The sequence below is a fragment of the Streptomyces sp. OfavH-34-F genome, from assembly GCF_022347745.1.
Lineage (GTDB): Bacteria > Actinomycetota > Actinomycetes > Streptomycetales > Streptomycetaceae > Streptomyces.
The window spans coordinates 1-16887 of sequence record NZ_JAKRGC010000128.1 but is presented as its reverse complement, the minus strand read 5'-3'; the positions used below and the strand labels follow the sequence as shown (position 1 = coordinate 16887).

The 16887-nt window shown below is 73.7% G+C and carries 17 protein-coding genes and 1 pseudogene; 11 read left to right on the top strand and 7 right to left on the bottom strand.

Going from position 1 to position 16887, the window contains the following annotated elements; all coding sequences use genetic code 11:
* A pseudogene (locus MHW47_RS19385) lies at positions 1–720 on the top strand (hypothetical protein); the annotation flags it as partial.
* A gap of 61 nt (positions 721–781) precedes the next feature.
* On the opposite strand, the gene MHW47_RS19380 reads toward MHW47_RS19385, so the two are convergent.
* The gene (locus MHW47_RS19380; RefSeq protein ID WP_239224903.1) at positions 782–2065 is read right to left on the bottom strand and encodes an ABC transporter substrate-binding protein; all 1284 of its coding nucleotides are present in this window, start codon (positions 2063–2065) and stop codon (positions 782–784) included.
* A 183-nt stretch (positions 2066–2248) separates the two neighbouring features.
* On the opposite strand from MHW47_RS19380, the gene MHW47_RS19375 reads away from it, so the two are divergent.
* Positions 2249–2686 carry a hypothetical protein gene (locus tag MHW47_RS19375; RefSeq protein ID WP_239224902.1) on the top strand — a complete coding sequence of 146 codons (438 nt, stop codon included), beginning with the start codon at positions 2249–2251 and terminating at the stop codon, positions 2684–2686.
* A 28-nt stretch (positions 2687–2714) separates the two neighbouring features.
* A complete protein-coding gene (purU, locus tag MHW47_RS19370; protein ID WP_239224901.1) occupies positions 2715–3587 on the top strand; it encodes a formyltetrahydrofolate deformylase in 873 nt (290 codons plus the stop codon).
* Positions 3588–3596: 9 nt separating this feature from the next.
* Here the strand turns inward: purU and MHW47_RS19365 are convergent, their stop codons facing one another.
* Positions 3597–4949 carry a zf-HC2 domain-containing protein gene (locus MHW47_RS19365; RefSeq protein WP_239224900.1) on the bottom strand — a complete coding sequence of 451 codons (1353 nt, stop codon included), beginning with the start codon at positions 4947–4949 and terminating at the stop codon, positions 3597–3599.
* Complete coding sequence (locus MHW47_RS19360; RefSeq protein WP_239224898.1) at positions 4946–5512, bottom strand: RNA polymerase sigma factor; 567 nt, start codon at positions 5510–5512, stop codon at positions 4946–4948. The genes MHW47_RS19365 and MHW47_RS19360 overlap by 4 nt, the downstream gene beginning before the upstream one ends.
* Before the next feature lie 313 nt (positions 5513–5825).
* Here MHW47_RS19360 and MHW47_RS19355 point away from each other — a divergent pair, with 313 nt between their 5' ends.
* The 3 genes from MHW47_RS19355 to MHW47_RS19345 all read left to right on the top strand — a co-directional run bounded on the left by MHW47_RS19355 (position 5826) and on the right by MHW47_RS19345 (position 7783).
* Positions 5826–6200, top strand: a complete 375-nt coding sequence (locus tag MHW47_RS19355; RefSeq protein ID WP_239224897.1) for an STAS domain-containing protein — start codon at positions 5826–5828, stop codon at positions 6198–6200.
* Between the two features lie 116 nt (positions 6201–6316).
* Positions 6317–6838 carry an EF-hand domain-containing protein gene (locus tag MHW47_RS19350; RefSeq protein ID WP_239224895.1) on the top strand — a complete coding sequence of 174 codons (522 nt, stop codon included), beginning with the start codon at positions 6317–6319 and terminating at the stop codon, positions 6836–6838.
* A gap of 459 nt (positions 6839–7297) precedes the next feature.
* The gene (locus MHW47_RS19345) at positions 7298–7783 is read left to right on the top strand and encodes an ATP-binding protein (RefSeq protein WP_239224894.1); all 486 of its coding nucleotides are present in this window, start codon (positions 7298–7300) and stop codon (positions 7781–7783) included.
* A 4-nt stretch (positions 7784–7787) separates the two neighbouring features.
* On the opposite strand, the gene MHW47_RS19340 is transcribed toward MHW47_RS19345, so the two are convergent.
* On the bottom strand, positions 7788–8798 hold the full coding sequence (locus MHW47_RS19340) for a GlxA family transcriptional regulator (RefSeq protein WP_239224893.1): 1011 nt from the start codon (positions 8796–8798) through the stop codon (positions 7788–7790).
* Between the two features lie 104 nt (positions 8799–8902).
* Here MHW47_RS19340 and MHW47_RS19335 point away from each other — a divergent pair, with 104 nt between their 5' ends.
* Positions 8903–10180: an MFS transporter gene (locus MHW47_RS19335; protein ID WP_239224891.1), complete on the top strand. Its 1278-nt coding sequence runs from the start codon at positions 8903–8905 to the stop codon at positions 10178–10180.
* A 45-nt stretch (positions 10181–10225) separates the two neighbouring features.
* Here MHW47_RS19335 and MHW47_RS19330 read toward each other — a convergent pair whose 3' ends face one another.
* A complete protein-coding gene (locus MHW47_RS19330) occupies positions 10226–10672 on the bottom strand; it encodes an HIT family protein (protein WP_239224890.1) in 447 nt (148 codons plus the stop codon).
* A 266-nt stretch (positions 10673–10938) separates the two neighbouring features.
* On the opposite strand from MHW47_RS19330, the gene MHW47_RS19325 reads away from it, so the two are divergent.
* The 3 genes from MHW47_RS19325 (at position 10939) to MHW47_RS19315 (ending at position 13869) form a co-directional block, all read left to right on the top strand.
* Positions 10939–11451, top strand: coding sequence for a DUF6879 family protein (locus tag MHW47_RS19325; protein ID WP_239224889.1), 513 nt, complete (start codon positions 10939–10941; stop codon positions 11449–11451).
* Positions 11452–11580: 129 nt separating this feature from the next.
* The gene (locus tag MHW47_RS19320; protein WP_239224904.1) at positions 11581–12891 is read left to right on the top strand and encodes an MFS transporter; all 1311 of its coding nucleotides are present in this window, start codon (positions 11581–11583) and stop codon (positions 12889–12891) included.
* 24 nt (positions 12892–12915) lie between these two features.
* On the top strand, positions 12916–13869 hold the full coding sequence (locus MHW47_RS19315) for a hypothetical protein (protein ID WP_239224888.1): 954 nt from the start codon (positions 12916–12918) through the stop codon (positions 13867–13869).
* A gap of 3 nt (positions 13870–13872) precedes the next feature.
* On the opposite strand, the gene MHW47_RS19310 is transcribed toward MHW47_RS19315, so the two are convergent.
* Entirely contained in the window at positions 13873–15051 is a 1179-nt protein-coding gene (locus MHW47_RS19310; protein WP_239224887.1) for an NAD(P)/FAD-dependent oxidoreductase, read from the bottom strand.
* Positions 15052–15274: 223 nt separating this feature from the next.
* Between MHW47_RS19310 and MHW47_RS19305 the strand changes: the two genes are divergently transcribed.
* The gene (locus MHW47_RS19305) at positions 15275–16057 is read left to right on the top strand and encodes a thioesterase family protein (RefSeq protein WP_239224885.1); all 783 of its coding nucleotides are present in this window, start codon (positions 15275–15277) and stop codon (positions 16055–16057) included.
* On the opposite strand, the gene MHW47_RS19300 is transcribed toward MHW47_RS19305, so the two are convergent.
* Positions 16038–16887 (bottom strand): ATP-binding protein (locus tag MHW47_RS19300; RefSeq protein WP_239224884.1); only part of this gene is annotated, 850 nt, incomplete at its 5' end. The two genes, MHW47_RS19305 and MHW47_RS19300, sit on opposite strands and share 20 nt — an antisense overlap.

Sequence of the window (16887 nt, the reverse complement as noted above, 5' to 3'; positions counted from 1 at the left end):
CAGCAGGGCTACGGGCAGCAGCCGCCCCCGCCCCCGTACGGCGGGCCGGCGCACCGCGACGAGGAGCGCGGCGGCCGGCGCAAGAAGTCCGGCGCGGTGCCCCTGATCGCGGCCGTCGTCGTCGGCTGCGCGGTCGTCGGGCTCGGCGCGGGCGCCCTGATGAGCGGCGGCGACGAGGACGACAAGGCCAAGGAGCCGGTGGCGTCCGCCAGTACGCCGGGCGCGAGCGAACCCGCCAAGGAGAAGGAGCAGCCCCCGGCCGACCCGGCGAAGCCGCAGGCCGAGGCGCTGGACAAGCTGCTCGCGGACAGCAACAACAGCCGGGCGGCGGTCGTCGGAGCGGTCGAGAAGACCAAGTCCTGCACCGACCTCGACAAGGCCGTCTCGGACCTCAAGGGCGCCGCCAAGCAGCGCCGCGACCTGGTCACCCGGCTCCAGGGCCTGTCCCTGGACAAGCTGCCCGACCACGAGCAGCTGAGCGCGTCGCTGACCAAGGCGTGGCAGGCGTCCGCGTCGGCCGACGACCACTACGCCGCCTGGGCCGCACAGGCCAAGAGCAAGAAGGTCTGCAAGCACGGCCATGCCCGCCCCACCTCGCACACGCGGGCCGCGACCGAGAAGAGCGGCGAGGCCAGCGCGGCGAAGCAGCGGGCGGCCGGGCTGTGGAACAGGATCGCCGAGAAGTACGGCCTCACGAAGCACCAGGCGACCGAACTCTGAGCGCACGACGCGCCCGCGCGGCCCGCACCACCCCCCGCCGGTGGTGCGGGCCGCGCCCCCGTCAGCGGCGGGCGCTGGCGTCGACCAGGGTCTCGCCGACGTCCACGAACCCCTTCCGCGCGGCCACCAGCCGGCCGTTCCGCACCACCTGGAGCGTCACCCGGGTGTTGACGATGCGGGGGTACGCCTCCGAGCCGATCATGTCCTCGTAGTGCCAGCGCAGCGCGGGCGTGAGACCGCCGGTGTCCACGCGCTCCCCCCGGTGCAGCGCGGTGGTGATCTTCCCGGCGGTGATCTCGGACTCCTGGATCGACCCGATGAGCGACCGCAGCACGGTGTACGCGATCCAGGTCGTCTGCACGCCCGTGTCGTCCGGGTCGATCCGGTTGTCGCCGAAGGCGTGCTCGCGGATCACCCGGCGCATCTCGTCCCACCGCGCGTCGCCCGGCGGCGGGTACCAGCCGGTCACGTACGCCCCCTCGAACGGGCTGTTCCGGCCGCCGGTGCGGTCGATGAGCGGCTGGTCGACGCTGCCCAGCACCGACGCCACCCGCACCTGCGCGCCCTCGGGCTCCAGCCGCCGGAACGAGTCGAAGAACGTCTCCGTGCGGTCCCCGAGCACGGACGTCACACAGCCCCCGCCCGTACCGGCCACGGACAGCGCCCGTTCCGCCTCCGTGCTGTAGGAGGTGGCGTCCTCGGCCGCCGGTATGTCGAGCGGCGCCGCCCGGCCGGCGATGCCGAGCCCGGTCCGCAGCAGCCACGCCTCGCCCCAGCCGCCCAGCGTGTCCGCGCGCACCAGCGAGACCCGCTCGCAGTCCCGGGCGAGCTGCACGGCGTTACCGGCGAGCAGCGCGGACTGGCCGCCGGTCAGCGGGTAGGAGATGTAGCTGCTGTACTCCTCCTCGGAGGCGCCGTAGCCGCCGATGTACGGGATGCCGGCGATCTGGAGCGGCGCCGTGAACGCCTGCCCGTGCCGGCTGTACGAGCCGAGGACCGCGACCGCCTTCTCCCGCACGGCCCGCCGGGCGCAGTCGCCCGCCCCGCCCGGGGTGTCCTGTTCGTCACAGGTGAGGACGCGCAGCCGGTGCCCGTCGATGCCCCCGGACTCGTTCACCCAGCGCCCGTACGCCTGCGCCATGGCGGTCATCCCCGCCCTGTTCGCCGCGTCCGGGCCGGTGGCGCCGCTCGGCGCCCACGTCATGACGGTGACGGGCTCCCCGGATGCCCCCGATCCACCGGGGAGCGCGCCACAGCCGGTCAGCAACAGCGCCCCCGCCGCCACCGCACCGGTGAGCGTTCTGAAGGGGCGGGAGAGGGAAGGAGCGCGTCGCCGTCCGGTCATGGCCCCTGAGCCTTCCGCGCCCCGGGTAACACCGCGCTGTGGACTCCTCAACGCTCGGTGACGGCACGGTGAACGCCAGGGGCCGGTCGGAGCCGCCGAAAAGGGAACGTACGATCGACAACCGTGCAGCAAGGTTTCGAGAACACTTCCCGTCGCGGCCGTCGCTCCTCCACCATGGGCGGCATGCCGCTCAACGACCTTCCGTGGTGGCGCTGGCGCAGCAACGTGCGTTCGGCGCTGCACATGCTCTCCGACCCCGTCTTCCACCGCGACTACTGGCTGGCCGGCCGCGAGGGGTACGGCGACGTCACCGACGCCGTGTACCGCCTGGTCGAGGACACCTGGCTCGACAACTGGTCCGCCGAGAAGTACGTCGGCACGATCTTCCGGGACGCCACCGAGGCCGCGCTCGTGGACGCCGCCGTGCTGCGCGTGCTGCGCATCCTGCACCAGGTCGGGGCGGACGCCCCCGTCTCCGTCTACCTGGACCACCCCGGCTGGCCGGAGGCCGTCACCGCCGCCCGCGAGGCCCACGTCCTGCTCGCCGGCAACGACGGCGAGGACCCGGACGCCCCGCCCCGCTCCCTGGACGTTCTCCGCATTTTGACGAGGACACCCTGAGGGGCCGCCGGTGTGGCACGCTACGGGGATGACCGCTCCGCAGCCCACCGCCTCCGAACAGTACGTCCTCACCCTGTCCTGCCCCGACAAACAGGGCATCGTGCACGCCGTGTCGAGCTACCTCTTCATGACCGGCTGCAACATCGAGGACAGCCAGCAGTTCGGTGACCACGACACGGGACTGTTCTTCATGCGGGTCCACTTCTCGGCGGACTCCCCGGTGACCGTGGACAAGCTGAGGGCCAGCTTCGCCGCGATCGGCGACTCCTTCGCCATGGACTGGCAGATCCACCGCTCGTCGGAGCGGATGCGGATCGTGCTCATGGTCAGCAAGTTCGGCCACTGCCTCAACGACCTGCTGTTCCGGTCCCGCAGCGGCGCCCTGCCCGTCGAGATCGCCGCCGTCGTCTCCAACCACCCGGACTTCGCGGAACTCGTCGCCTCCTACGACGTGCCGTTCCGGCACATCCCGGTGACCAGGGACAACAAGCCGCAGGCCGAGGCCGAGCTGCTGGAGCTGGTCCGCGAGCAGAACGTGGAACTGGTGGTCCTGGCCCGCTACATGCAGGTCCTCTCGGACGACCTGTGCAAGCGGCTCAGCGGCCGGATCATCAACATCCACCACTCGTTCCTGCCGAGCTTCAAGGGCGCCAAGCCCTACCACCAGGCGCACGCGCGCGGCGTGAAGCTCATCGGCGCCACCGCCCACTACGTCACCGCCGACCTCGACGAGGGCCCGATCATCGAGCAGGAGGTGGAGCGCGTCGGCCACGGCGTGACCCCCGACCAGCTCGTCGCCATCGGCCGCGACGTGGAGTGCCAGGCGCTGGCGCGCGCGGTGAAGTGGCACGCGGAGCGCCGCATCCTGCTCAACGGCCGCCGCACGGTGATCTTCGACTGAGCGGGGCGGTCACAACCGGCTGAGCGAGGCGGCCGTGAACAGCACGTCGCGGATCGCCTCGCGGTCCCCGCGCTGCCCGGCCGCCGCCTCCACCGGAGGGACGTGCCCCGCCAGCAGCCGGCAGAACTCCACCCCGTCGAGCGCGACCTGCGCCACGCTGTGCTCGGCGGACCCCAGGGCGGCGGGGGAGTCCAGCGCGACGTACCAGTCACCGCCGCCCGAGCCCTCGATCTCCAGGTGCAGCGAGCGCCCCGGCGAACCCGCCGTCACCAGCTGCCGGGCCGGTCCCGCCAGCCCCGACCGGCGGCGTACCGCCAGCGCGGCGGGCAGCATCCGCACCGCGAGGTCGATCATCCGGTGCAGATGCCCGGCGGACGGCGGCTCGTACGGGTAGTCCACCGCCTGCGCGATGTCCCAGGCGTGCACCCAGCACTCGAAGGCCCGGTCCAGCAGGGCGTCCTGCATCGGCAGCGCGAAGTCCCCGTACGACACGGACAGCTCCGCCACCCCGCGCCCCGCGAACGACACCGTCCGGATCAGTGTGTGGCTCTGCTCGCGCCACGGGCCCCGGACGGCGCGGGTGGGCGGGACGCGGGTCGAGGCCCAGTACGCCTCGGTGCGCGCGGTGGGCGTGAGCGGGGCGCCGGTCATCGGGTCGCCGAGCCCGAGGGCGGCGCCGATCAGCCCGTCCACGGTCATCAGGTGCCCGATCACCCCGGCGACCGTGGTCCGGCGGCTCGCCGGGCGCTCGTCCTCGAACCACCGCAGCCGCACCGGGGCGTGCCACTCGGCGTCCGCGATGTCCCGCAGCAGTGCGTCGAGCCGGGCCGTCTCGGCGTCGTACGGGGCCGCCCAGCCGGGTACCGGGATCTGCGCGGGCCGCCGGTTCAGGCAGCTCTCCAGCACGCGGGCCCGCAGCATCGGGTCGAGGTCCAGGCTGCGGTCGGTGTGCAGCAGCCCCACGGCGTCCCGCAGCCGCAGCGCCTCTTCGGCGCAGGGCGCGCAGTCCGTGAGGTGCGCCTCGACGGCGGCGGCCTCCTCCGGGGAGCACGCGGCGAGCGCCCACGCCCCGAGCAGCGCCTGGAGCACCCGGTGCGGCAGCACGGGCGGGGAGTCGACGGGCGGTGCCGGCACGGGCGCCTCCGGTTCACGTGCCCGTTCCGGTTCCGGCTCGCGCTCCGGTTCCGGTTCCGGTTCCGGTTCGTGGGTCGGTTCCGTTCCGGGGGCCGGTACGCGGCCCAGGTCGCCGAAGTCGTCGGCGGGTGGCCGCGGGCCCGGTATGCGACGGGCGCCGCGCACCTCCTCGCCGCGCGCCTCCTCACCGCGGCCCTCCTCGTCCCGGCCGTCCGTGCCACCGCTCACAGCGCCCTCCCGTAGCCCGGCGGCGCCGCGCCCTCCGGCGGGCGGGTCCGGGCGGTGGACAGCAGCTGGAGCCCGAGCCGCAGCCGGCGCCGCGCCTCGTCCTCGGTGACGCCGAGGTCCGCGGCGGCCTGCCGGTAGTCCCGGCGCTGGACGTACGCCAGCTCCAGGGCGGCCCGCAGCGGGGCGGGCATCGAGGCGACGATGTAGTCGGCACGGGCCGCCGAGGTGGCCCGGCGCACCCGCTCGTCCAGTTCGTCCGGGTCGTCCGTACCGACGTCCGCGTCGGCGCGCAGCCGGCGGACGGACTCGCGGTGCGTGAGATGGGCCACCCAGGCCCGCATGGAGCCCTGCTTCGGGTCGTAGGCCTCCGGGTGCTCCCAGACGTACCCGAAGACCTCGCGGGTGACCAGGTCGGCGGCGTCCTCGTCGTCCAGCATCCGGTTGGCCTGGCTGTGGACGAGGGCGGCGAACCGGTCGTACATCTCGCCGAGGGCGGCGGCCTCGCCGCGCGCGAGCCGCTGCTGGATTCTGCGGTCCCAGCGGGGTGGTGCGTTTTTGGCCATCTGACCTCCCGCCTCCGGCCGTGGAAACCTGGTGTCCCGTCCTCGTCGTTCCGTCCGAATGTAGTCGGCCGCCCCGCCGGGACACGCCCCTTTACGGCAAGTACGTCCCCCGGGGCGTCCCGGATGGTAGGGAATGCGACCCCGCTGTCCGACGGAATCGGACCCGAAGCGATCATTTCTGCCGGAATCGTTTCCGGACCGGTCCTGCGGGGTCGGTGTTTCGCGAGTGGCCCGTGGGGGCAGCGGCGAAGGGAGGAACGCAAACTTCCGGATCACCGGGCTTCCCGGAATCCCCGGAACGAGAGGCCCAGTCGTGACCCTGAAAGTCTCGGAGACCGAGCGGGGCGGATGGACCGTGCTGCACATGGCCGGCGAACTGGACCTGCTGACCTCCGCCACCGTCCGCCAGTCCGTGCACGACGCCGTCGCCGTCGGCCGCCACGACGTGGTGCTCGACCTGTCCGGCGTCCGGTTCTGCGACTCCAGCGGGGTCGGTGTGCTCATCGCGACCCGCCGCCTGATGCGGTCCTGCGGCGGCCGGCTGCGGCTGATCCTGCCGGCGCGGGGCGCCGAGGAGGGGTCGCACGTCAACCGGGTGCTCGCCGCGCTCGGGGTGCGCCGGCTGTTCGATGTGTATCCGGACTGGGACGCGGCCGTCGACGAGGCGTCGGAGCCGCTGACGGCCTGAAACAGCCCTCTCCGGTGCTAGGGGATGGGTCGGACACCCCCCACGGATGCGGGGCTGTCACGGGGCTGAATCAGGTAAGTGACACGTGACGCCCCCGGGCGTCGTACTCTCCCCGCATGGACAGCGCAGAGTATGAGCGCAAGATCGCCCTCCGCTTCGCCGCCTTCGACCAGGACGGCAGTGGATACATCGATCGCGCGGATTTCAACGCCGCCGCGGCCCGTCTGCTCACCGAGTTCGGTACGACGGCCCGCTGCGACAAGGGTCAGGCGCTCTACAGCGGCGCCGAGGCGTTCTGGCAGGGCATGGCCGGCATCGCCGACGTGGACGGGGACCAGCGGGTCACCCGTGAGGAGTTCATCGGCGGCGCGGTGAAGCGGCTTCGGGACAACCCGGACCGGTTCGCCGAGATCGCCCGCCCCTTCCTGCGCGCGGCGCTGGCGGTGGCGGCCGGTCCCACGGGCGACGGCGGGGCACCGGTGGCCGCGGTCGAGCGGGCGCTGCGGGTGCTCGGGGCCGGGCCGGAGGCGGCGGCGTTCGCCGCGCAGAGCCTGGACGTGGACCGGGACGGCGGGGTCGTCGAGGACGACGCGGTGGCCGCGCTGGCGGCCTACTTCACGGTGATCGAGCCCGAGTAGCGAAGGGGTGTCCGTCCCGGGGGCACCCCGCCCCTGGGCGTGACGCAGCGCGATCACCGGCGCGCGCGACCGGCTTGTGTCCTTTGCGTGCTTCGTCACGGGGTGGAGTCGGTGCCCGGCTCGGGTACCCTCCGAGGCATGCGAGTGGATCTGGAACCTGGCGGTCCGGGTGTGGCCTGTGCGGCGCGCCTGGTTCGTGAGGGGCGCTCCACCCGTGTGGGCAGCGGTGCGGACGGGTCTGCGGGGGAGACGGTTCTCCACCCCGGACGGTGCCGCTGTTCGACTCTCCGCGATGTGCGTCGCACAGTATGCACCACGCGTACTCCTTCGCGCTGGAATATGCCCGAAGCGCTTGTTGCGGTGACTGTACGTCAACCATGCTGTCGTGCAAGGGAATCACGTTCCGTGACCCTGAGGAGGCGCGAGGCGATGTGTCCGCCGGTTCGGATGGTGTGAGCGGTGCAGGTGCTTCAGGTTCAGTTGGAGGTCGGGCCCGACCCCGCGGAGGTCGGACGGGCCCGCAGATGGGCGCGCGCCCGGCTCGCCGGGTCCGGCCTGGCGGATGACGAGCCGCTGGCGGAGACCCTGATCCTGCTCATCTCGGAGCTGGTCACCAACGCGGTCGTGCACACGGGCTGTCCGGCCGTGCTGCGCGTGCTGTTCGGCTCGCCGGGCGGGCCGGGGTGCGCCGGGACGGTCCGGGTCGAGGTCGCCGACGCCAGCTGCCGCCCGCCGCAGCAGCGGCACGCCCGGGGTGAGGACACCGGCGGCCGGGGCCTGGAACTGGTGGACGGCCTGGCCGACCGCTGGGGCTGGCAGCCGGAGGGCGCGGGCAAGCGGATCTGGTGCGAGGTGGACCGGCGCGTCCCGATCGTCCAGCTCCGGCCCGGTGCGCACGGGGTCGTCCAGGCCGCCGGACCGACGCACGCGGTGCCGCAGGGCTGAGCCCTCAGAACCGGCTGCCGGCGGCCGGGCTCCCCGCCGCCGAACGGAACGTGCGCCGGTACACCGTGGGTGAGACGCCCAGCGCCGCCTGGAGGTGCTGCCGCAGGGACGTCGAGGTGCCGAACCCCGCGTCCCTGGCCACCTGGTCGATGGACAGGTCGGTGGACTCCAGCAGCCGGCGCGCCAGCTCCACCCGCTGCCGGGTCAGCCACTGCACCGGGCTGACGCCGACCTCCTCGCGGAACCGCCGGGTGAACGTCCGTACGCTCATCGACTCCTGCTGGGCCATGTCCCGCAGCAGGATGGGCCGTTCGAGCCGGGCCAGCGCCCAGGCCCGCGCGGTCGTCGTCGTCGCGAACCGGGTGTCCGGGACGGGCCGCTGGATGTACTGCGCCTGGCCGCCCTCGCGGTGCGGCGGCACGACCGTGCGCCGGGCGACGTCGTTGGCGACGGCCGCGCCGTGGTCGCGGCGCACGATGTGCAGGCAGAGGTCGATCCCGGCGGCGACCCCGGCGGACGTCAGGACGTCGCCGTCGTCGGTGAACAGCACGTCCGGGTCGACGCGGACGGTGGGGAAGATCCGCTGGAAGTGGTCGGCGTGGGCCCAGTGCGTGGTGGCGGGGCGGCCGTCGAGATAGCCGGCGGCGGCCAGGGTGTAGCTGCCGGTGCAGATGGACACCATCCGGGTACCCGGCCGCACGTACGCGAAGGCGGCGGCCAGCCCGTCGGTCAGCCGGCCCTCGTTGTACACGGGCCCCAGCTCGTAACTGGCCGGGACGACGACCGTGTCGGCGGTGGCGAGCGCCTCGGGCCCGTGGCCGACCGTGATGGTGAAGTCCGCGTCGGTGTGGACCGGGCCCGGCGGGCGTATGGAACAGGTCACGACCTCGTACAGCTTGCGGCCGCCCCGCCCCCCGGACTCCGGGGAGCGGGCGAGCCCGAAGATCCTCTGCGGAATGCCCAGTTCGAAGGGGAGCAGCCCATCGAGGGCGAGAACGACGACCCGGTGCGGCACAGCGGACTCCCTTCGGTCCGGCCCGGCCCAGCGAAAAGGCCCTAGCTGGTATAGACCATAAGCTGATACATGTCCTCGGTGTGAAGGAAAAGTCAGCAGACCCCGTGCGCATTCCCGCCGCGGACCCCCAGGCCGCGTCCGGCGGCCCGTCCCCTCTCCCGCCCCTGCCGCCGCTCGCCGGGGAGCCGGGCCGACAACTCTGGAACCGTGGCTTCCGGTTGTTCTTCGTCGCCCGGACGGCCGCCGTCTTCGGCGACGGGATGATCCCCGTCGCCCTCACGGCCGGCCTGCTCGACGCGGGCCGCCCCGCCTCCTCGGTCGGCTACGCGCTGGCCTGCTGGATGGGCCCGCTCGCCCTGTTCGTCCTCTTCGGCGGCGTCCTCGCGGACCGGTTCACGCCGCGCCGCATGATGCTCATCGCCGACGCGCTGCGCCTGGTCGGCGCCTCGGTGCTCGCCGTCTCCTTCTCCACCGGCAACCCGCCGCTGTGGTCGGTGTACGCGCTCAGCTCGGTGGCCGGCGTCGGGGCGGCGCTGTTCCAGCCCGGCGTCGCCTCCACCGTGCCGCGTGTGGCGCCGGACGTGCAGCGCGCCAACGCCGTGCTCCGGGTCTCCGAGGCGCTGATGACCATGGCGGGCCCGGCCTTCGCGGGCGTCCTGGTCGGCCTGGCGAGCGCCGGCGCGGTCTACGCGGCCAACGCCTCCACGTTCCTGGTCTCCGGGGCCTGCCTCTTCCTGCTCCGGCTGGCCCCGGCCCCCTCGGACGACGCGCCGCGCGGCTCCTTCGTCGCCGAACTCGTGGACGGCTGGAAGGAGTTCACCGCGCGCAGCTGGCTGTGGGGCGTGATCGTCGTCTGGACGGTGTACGGCTTCGCCGTCCTCGGCCCGATGCTCCCGCTCACCGCCGTCCGGGTCACCGAGGCGCACGGCTCCGGCACCTACGGCGCGATGATGGCCGTCAACGGCGCGGGCAGCGTCGTCGGCGGCCTCCTCGCCCTGCGCCTGCGCCCCCGCCGCCCCCTCGCCGCCGGCGCCGTCGCCCTGGCCGGCGTCTGCGTCAACCTCGTCGTCCTGGGCCTCGGCCTCTCCGTACCCGCCCTGGCCGCAGGCCAGCTCGTGGCGGGCGCCGCCGCCGCTTTCTGGCTGGTGATGTGGTCCACCACCGTCCAGACCCACATACCCCCCGAATCCCTCAACCGCATCCACGCCTACGACGTCGCCGGCTCCCTCCTCATGGTCGCCGCGGGCCGCGCCTTGGCCGGCCCGGTCGCCGACCACCTGGGCACGGCGGAGGTCCTGATCGCCGGCGCGGTCATCAACCTCGCGGTGGTCGCCGTACTCCTGGCCGCCCGCCCCATCCGCAACCTGGAACGCATCGCCTGACGGGGCCGCGCCGCCCACCGCGACCGCCCGCGAGGCGGTCGCGGGTCAGCCGCGCCGGGGCGCCTCCACCGCACGGAGTCCCGCCCGCACGGCGACCGCCGCCTCGTCGAGTTCCCGGCGCTCCCGCTCCCGCCAGTGGGCGTCGATCCGGAAGCCGTCGCCGGCGAAGCGGGGAAAGACGTGCAGATGGACGTGGAAGACCTCCTGGAAGGCGGCCTCACCGTCGGCGAGGAACAGATTGACCCCGTCGCACCTCAGCCCCGACCGGCGCAGCGCCCGCCCCAGCCGGTGGGCCACCCGCCACATCCGGACCCCGACCTCCTCCTCCAGGTCCTGGAGCCCCACCGCGTGCGTCCTCGGAACGACGAGCAGATGACCCGGGGTCACCGGCTGAAGGTCCATGAAGGCCACCACCGCGTCGTCCTCGTGCACCACACTCGCCTCGGCCCGCCCGCGTACGATCCCGCAGAACACGCATTCCCCGCCTGCCACGCCCCGGTCCCTCCTCGCGAAAGTGAACCCCCGCCCCCACGGAAGCGGACATCCCCCGCGCCAGGCAAACGAGTTACCCCTCCCCGGCAACCCCCCGGCGCCCGGCCCGGACCCGGCACCGCTCTCATGCCTGCCCCCGCATGGCATCGGCCACTTCATGCGACAACGCGCATACCCGCGTTCACGCATGGACGCGGTGCCCCGCCCCCTCTAGCGTCGTTGGACAGGTGGCCCGACCGGGGCCGGGAACGAGGGGGAGGCGTTTCGTGCACTTGGCTGGTGACGCGTGGAACGACTGCTTCGATTCCATGGAGCGTGAGGCGTGGCGGCTGGAGACGCTGCCCGCGTACACCATGCCCCAGGAAGCGGAGAAACTGGAGCGGTTCCTCGCGGGGACGAACTCGCCGGACGACTACACCTCGGCGTGGATGGACGAGGTCCGGCAATGGACTTCGCAGGGGAAGAGCGTCGGCCGGGTGCATGTCGTGACCCGCCCGCTCTCGGACTACCTCCGGTTCGAGTTCGAGTACTACTACCGGCACCACGTCCGGGCGGGGGAGGACATCAGAATCCTCGACCTGACCGACAGGGACGAACCCGTCCTGCCGGAGCAGGACTTCTGGATGTTCGACGAGTCCACGGTGGTCCTGATGAACTACCGGCCGGACGGCACACAGATCAGCCGGGAACTGTACGAGGGCGACCCGGAACCGTACCGGCAGTGGAAGCGGATCGCCGTCGGCGCGTCGGTTCCGTTCCTGGAGTACGTGAGCGGGTGACGATCGACCCCGGCCGGCCGGGGCGGCGCGTCCCGCCACCCTCGCGGCTGGCCCGAATCTTGTGGAGGGTGGCTCTTGGGCCACTCGTGAGGGGGTGGGGCGGGGTCGGATGCTGTGGGCGTGGATTCGATGCTTGAGAGCACCCGGGCCGGGGCCGCGGGGCGGCTGGATGTTCCTGGGGGGCGGCGCCGTTGGCGTGTGCACCGGGCGTGGGTCGTCGCCGCGGTCACCTTTGTGACGATCATCGGCGGCGCCGCCTTCAACGCGCTGCCCGGGCTGCTGTTCGACCCGTTGCAGGAGGACTTCGGCTGGTCGCGGGGGGAGATCGGGTTCGCGGTCTCCGTGGACATGGCGCTGTACGGGCTCACCGCGCCGTTCGCCGCCGCGCTGATGGACCGGTTCGGCATCCGCCGGGTGGTGGCCGTGGCGCTCACCGCGATCGCGGCCGGGGCGCTGGCGAGCGTGTGGATGACGGCGGCCTGGCAGCTGGTCCTGTACTGGGGCGTGCTGGTCGGGCTCGGCACCGGGTCGATGGCGCTGGCGTTCTCCGCGACCGTCACCCACCGCTGGTTCACCGCCCGGCGCGGTCTGGTCACCGGGGTCCTGACGGCCGCCGGGGCCTCCGGGCAGCTGGTCTTCCTGCCGCTGTGCGCCTGGATCGTGGCGGAGCACGGGTGGCGTCCCGCGTCGGTGACCGTGGCGCTGGCGGCCCTGGTCGTCGTCCCGTTCGTGTGGCTGCTGATGCGGGACCACCCGGCCGATGTGGGGCTCGCCCCGTACGGCGGGGAGTACGTCGAGAAGCCCGCGCCCGTGCGCGGGGCGGCCGGCCGGGCCGTACGGGTCCTGGCCGACGCGGCGCGCGGCGGGCCGTTCTGGCTGCTGGCCGGGTCCTTCGCGATCTGCGGCGCCTCCACCAACGGCCTGATCCGCACGCACTTCGTGCCCTCGGCGCACGACCACCACATGCCGGTCACCGCCGCCGCCTCGCTCCTCGCGGTCATCGGGATCTTCGACATCATCGGCACGGTCTTCTCCGGCTGGCTCACCGACCGCTTCGACGCCCGCCGGCTGCTGGCGGTGTACTACGCGCTGCGCGGTGTCTCGCTGCTGTTCCTGCCGATGCTGATGCAGGCCACCGTCGAACCGCCGATGGTCTTCTTCATCGTCTTCTACGGCCTGGACTGGGTCGCCACCGTGCCGCCCACCCTGGCGCTGTGCCGGGAGCAGTACGGCGAGGACAGCGCCGTCGTCTTCGGCTGGGTGCTGGCCTCGCACCAGGTGGGCGCCGCGCTGGTGGCCTTCCTGGGCGGGGTGGCGCGGGACGTCTTCGGCTCGTACGACGTCGTCTGGTACGCGGCCGGGGCGCTGTGCGCGGTCGCCGCCCTGATGGCCCTGGTCATACGCCACCCCCGGCCGAAGGCCGCCGTACCGCGCGAGTGAGAATGCACGCGAAGGGGGGTTCCCATGACGAAGAACACCGTGTGGGACACGCGCCGGCCATGGGGGACGTGGCAGCCGGAGCGGAAGGCTTCCGGGCCGCCGCCCGTCTGGTCGGGGCAGTCGATCGTGGCCGGGGCCGCCGCGCTGTTCATGGGCGGGGTGCTGGCCTTCGAGGTGTACGGCCTGGCGGAGGTCACCCGGGAGGCGCCCGAACAGGCGCTCGGGCCCGAACGCGCGGTGCTGGCACTGCCGTTCATGGCGTGCTTCGGGGTGCCGTTCGCCCTGGTGGGCAGCCTCCTCGTGGTGCTGCCCGTGGTGTGGGCGGCCCGCCGGGCGAGCGACCGGACCACCGGGCGGGACACCTGGTGGTGGGCGCCCGCCGTCGCGGTGCTCCCGGCGCTCCTGGCCACGGCCGTCGCCGGGATCGCCCTGCGCCCCGGGCCCGGCACCCTGGCCCTCGTCGGGCTGACGGCGTACGCGCTGCTCGCCGGGTCCGCCCTCCTCGCGCGGGACGCCGCCCTGCACGGCGGCCGGCTCCTGCGCGTCCTGGGGTACGGGGCGGCGGCGGCCGTGGCCGTCTTCGGGCTCGGCGCGGCGGCGTTCGGGACCGGGCTGCTCACCGAGTACCGCCCGCCGGAGATGACCGCGGCTCAGCTCACCGGCACCTGGGGCGACGGACACGGCGGCACGCTGCGGCTGTCCGCCGACGGCACCGCCCGCGCCGAACGGCTGACGGAGCACCACTCCGCCCCCCGCGACGGGGCGGACACCGCCGCCGCCCGGCGTTGCACCGGAACGGGCCGGTGGACGTACGAACCCGGCGACGCCACCTCCTGGGACCAGCGCGTGGAACTGACCCTCAGCGGCTGCGGGTCCGACGCGACGGAGTGGTCGGTCGGCGGCACGCCGGACCGCCCGAAGCTCCTTCAGCGGTACGGGGACGTCGACGAACCCGACTGGTACACGCTCACCCGGTGACGGTCAGCGGCCGGACCGGGCCGGCCGCCGGGCGATCCGCTTCGCGATCTTCCCCGCGTCGCGGGCCAGTTCGCGGAGCATGCCGCTGATCGGGTTGGTGAAGCCGGTGAAGTAGAGGCCGGGTGCCTGCTTCGGGGCGCGGGTGCCGCGCACCCGCGGGCGCCCCCGCTCGTCCAGCACGCCGAGGTGGCCGACCAGCGGTTCGAGGCCGCGCAGATAGCCGGTCGCCGCGATCACGACGTCCGGGGTGGCGCGCGTGCCGTCCGCCAGGACCACCGCGTCCCCGTCGAACGACTCGACGGCCGCCACCGGCTCCACCCGGCCGCGCTTCACCGCGTCCACCAGGCCGACGTCCAGGACCGGGACCGCGCCCTGCCTGATCCGCGCGTGCAGGGCCGCGTCCGGCCGGGGCAGGCCGTACGCGGAGAGGTCCGGCGTGGCGACGCGGGACATCAGGCGCCCGGCCCGGTTCACCAGGAACGCGGGCATCCGGCGGATCAGGATGCCGTTGGCCTGCGAGGGCCAGCCCAGCGTCGAGCGCCGCACGACGAACGGGGCGGTGCGCACCGCGATCCGCACCCGCGCCGCCCCGCCCTCCACCAGGTCCACGGCGATCTCCGCGCCCGTGTTGCCGACGCCGACGACCAGCACGTCCCGGCCGGCGTACGGGGCGGCGGAGCGGTACCGCGCGGCGTGCAGCAGCTCGCCCGTGAACGTCTCGCGGCCCGGCCAGTCCGGCAGCTTCGGGGTGTGGTTGAACCCGGTGGCCACCACGACGGCCCGGCCGGTCAGTTCACGGCCCCCGCTCGCGCTCAGCCGCCACCCGCTGCCGTCGGCGGCCGGGTCCACGCGGGAGACCTCGACGCCGGTCACGACCTCCAGTTCGTGGTGCTCGGCGTACTTCTCCAGGTAGCGCACCACGTCGTCGCGGGCGACCCAGCGGCCGAACTTCCTGGGTATCGGCAGTCCGGGGAGCGCGGACCAGCGCCGGGTGGTGTGCAGGCGCAGCCGGTCGTAGTGGTTGCGCCAGGACGCGCCGACGTCCCCGGACTTCTCCAGCACGACGGCCCGGACGCCCCGCGCGCGCAGGGCCGCCGCGGTCGCCAGTCCGCCCGGGCCACCGCCGATGACGTAGACGGGGCGGTCCTCGGTGAGATCGGTGGGGGGTGCGCTGTCGGACATGCTTCGGAGCGTAATCGCGCGACTCCTTGATGGGTCTCGGTCAAGACCTGAATCGGTTGCGAATTGATCACGCCCCGGGGCGGACCGGGGAGGCGGGGGCCGGACGCGGTGCGCGCGCGTGGCGGGCGCGGTGCGGGCGTGTGGCGGGCGTCACCCCGCCGCCGGACGCGGCCGGTGGCACGCTGGGGGCTCCTGATCCGTACGGCCGCGAGGGACGCATCCGTTGAACACCGGCAGCTACTACGAGCGCATCGACGACCACCGCTACAAGCCGACCGCGCACGCGAGCGGCGCCTGGAGCACGGACGAGGTGCACTTCAGCCCCCTCGGCGGACTCCTCGTCCACGCCATCGAGCGCCATCTCGCCGACCGGCCCGGCGAGCGGCTGCTGTTGTCCCGGATCAGCTTCGACATCCTCGGCCGGCTCGCCCTGGACGAGTGCGAGATCCGGGTCGAGACCCTGCGCCCCGGCCGGACCATCGAGCTGGTGGAGGCCGTCGCCCTCATCTCCGGCCGCCCGGTCGTCCGGGCCCGCGCCTGGTCCCTGGCGCCCGTGGACACCACGGAGGTGGCCGACGGCGAGGCCGCCCGGCTCACCCCGCCGGAGGCGCTCGCACCCTGGCCGATGGCCGACCTGTGGCCCGGCGGCTACATCGCCTCCATCGACGTGCGCCCGCTCGACCCGCCGCTGCCCGGCCGCACGACGGCGTGGATCTCCACCCCGCTCGATCTGGTCGCGGGCGAGACGGCGGGCCCGCTGGCCTCGTTCGTGGCGCTCGTGGACACCGCCAACGGCATCGCCGTACGCGAGCAGCCCACCGAGTGGATGTTCCCCAACGTGGACCTGACGATCCATCTGCACCGGCAGCCCGGGGGCCGCTGGACCGGCCTCGACACCACCGTCGTCTTCGGCCCCACCGGTCAGGGCCTCACCAGCACCGTCCTGCACGATGTCGACGGCCCGGTCGGCCGGGCGGAACAGATCCTCACCGTCCGCCCTCTCTGACGTTCCTCGCCCGCTCCAGCCACGGCCCGAACTCGCTCTCCAGGACCAGCCGTCCGAGCTTGCGGTACTCCGCGAGCACCGCCGTGACCAGCTGGTCCGTGTCCAGCGGACGCCCCGACTCCGCCGCCCGGTACGCGGCGGAGACCGCGCACGCCCGGATCGAGCCGCCCGTCAGCTCGAACCGCTCCGCGCACGTCGCCAGGTCCAGGTCCGGGGCGCGCGGGACCTCCGTGCCGAGGCAGCGTTCCCACAGGGCGAGCCGCTGCTGGGCGTCCGGTACGGGGAAGTCGGCGACCACGTCCAGGCGGCGGGTGAACGCCTCGTCCAGGTTGGCGCGCAGGTTCGTCGTGAGGACGGCGATGCCGTCGAAGGACTCGACGCGCTGGAGCAGATAGGCCGACTCCACGTTGGCGTGCCGGTCCTGCGCGTCCTTGACCTGCGAGCGCTTCCCGAACACGGCGTCCGCCTCGTCGAACAGCAGCACCGCGTTGACGTCCGACGCCTCCGTGAAGATCCGCTCCAGGTTCTTCTCGGTCTCCCCGACGTACTTGTCGACCACGGAGGACAGGTCCACGACGTACAGCTCCATGCCCAGGTCCGCCGCGACCACCTCCGCCGACATGGTCTTCCCGGTCCCCGACTCCCCGGCGAACAGCGCGACGATCCCGCGCCCCCGGCCGCCGCCCGGCCGCATCCGCCACCGGCCGAGCACCTGGTCGCGGTGGCGGGCGCGCAGCGCCAGGTCGGACAGCTGGCGGCGGGTCGCCGGGGGCAGCACCAGGTCGTCCCAGCCGACCGTCGGCTCGATGCGGCGGGCCAGCCGGGCCAGC

Coding starts and splice junctions, on each gene's coding strand:
- MHW47_RS19380 (WP_239224903.1), bottom strand. CDS start 2,065: ATGACCGGACGGCGACGCGCTCCTTCCCTCTCCCGCCCCTTCAGAACG.
- MHW47_RS19375 (WP_239224902.1), top strand. CDS start 2,249: ATGCCGCTCAACGACCTTCCGTGGTGGCGCTGGCGCAGCAACGTGCGT.
- purU (WP_239224901.1), top strand. CDS start 2,715: ATGACCGCTCCGCAGCCCACCGCCTCCGAACAGTACGTCCTCACCCTG.
- MHW47_RS19360 (WP_239224898.1), bottom strand. CDS start 5,512: ATGGCCAAAAACGCACCACCCCGCTGGGACCGCAGAATCCAGCAGCGG.
- MHW47_RS19350 (WP_239224895.1), top strand. CDS start 6,317: ATGGACAGCGCAGAGTATGAGCGCAAGATCGCCCTCCGCTTCGCCGCC.
- MHW47_RS19320 (WP_239224904.1), top strand. CDS start 11,581: ATGCTTGAGAGCACCCGGGCCGGGGCCGCGGGGCGGCTGGATGTTCCT.
- MHW47_RS19315 (WP_239224888.1), top strand. CDS start 12,916: ATGACGAAGAACACCGTGTGGGACACGCGCCGGCCATGGGGGACGTGG.
- MHW47_RS19310 (WP_239224887.1), bottom strand. CDS start 15,051: ATGTCCGACAGCGCACCCCCCACCGATCTCACCGAGGACCGCCCCGTC.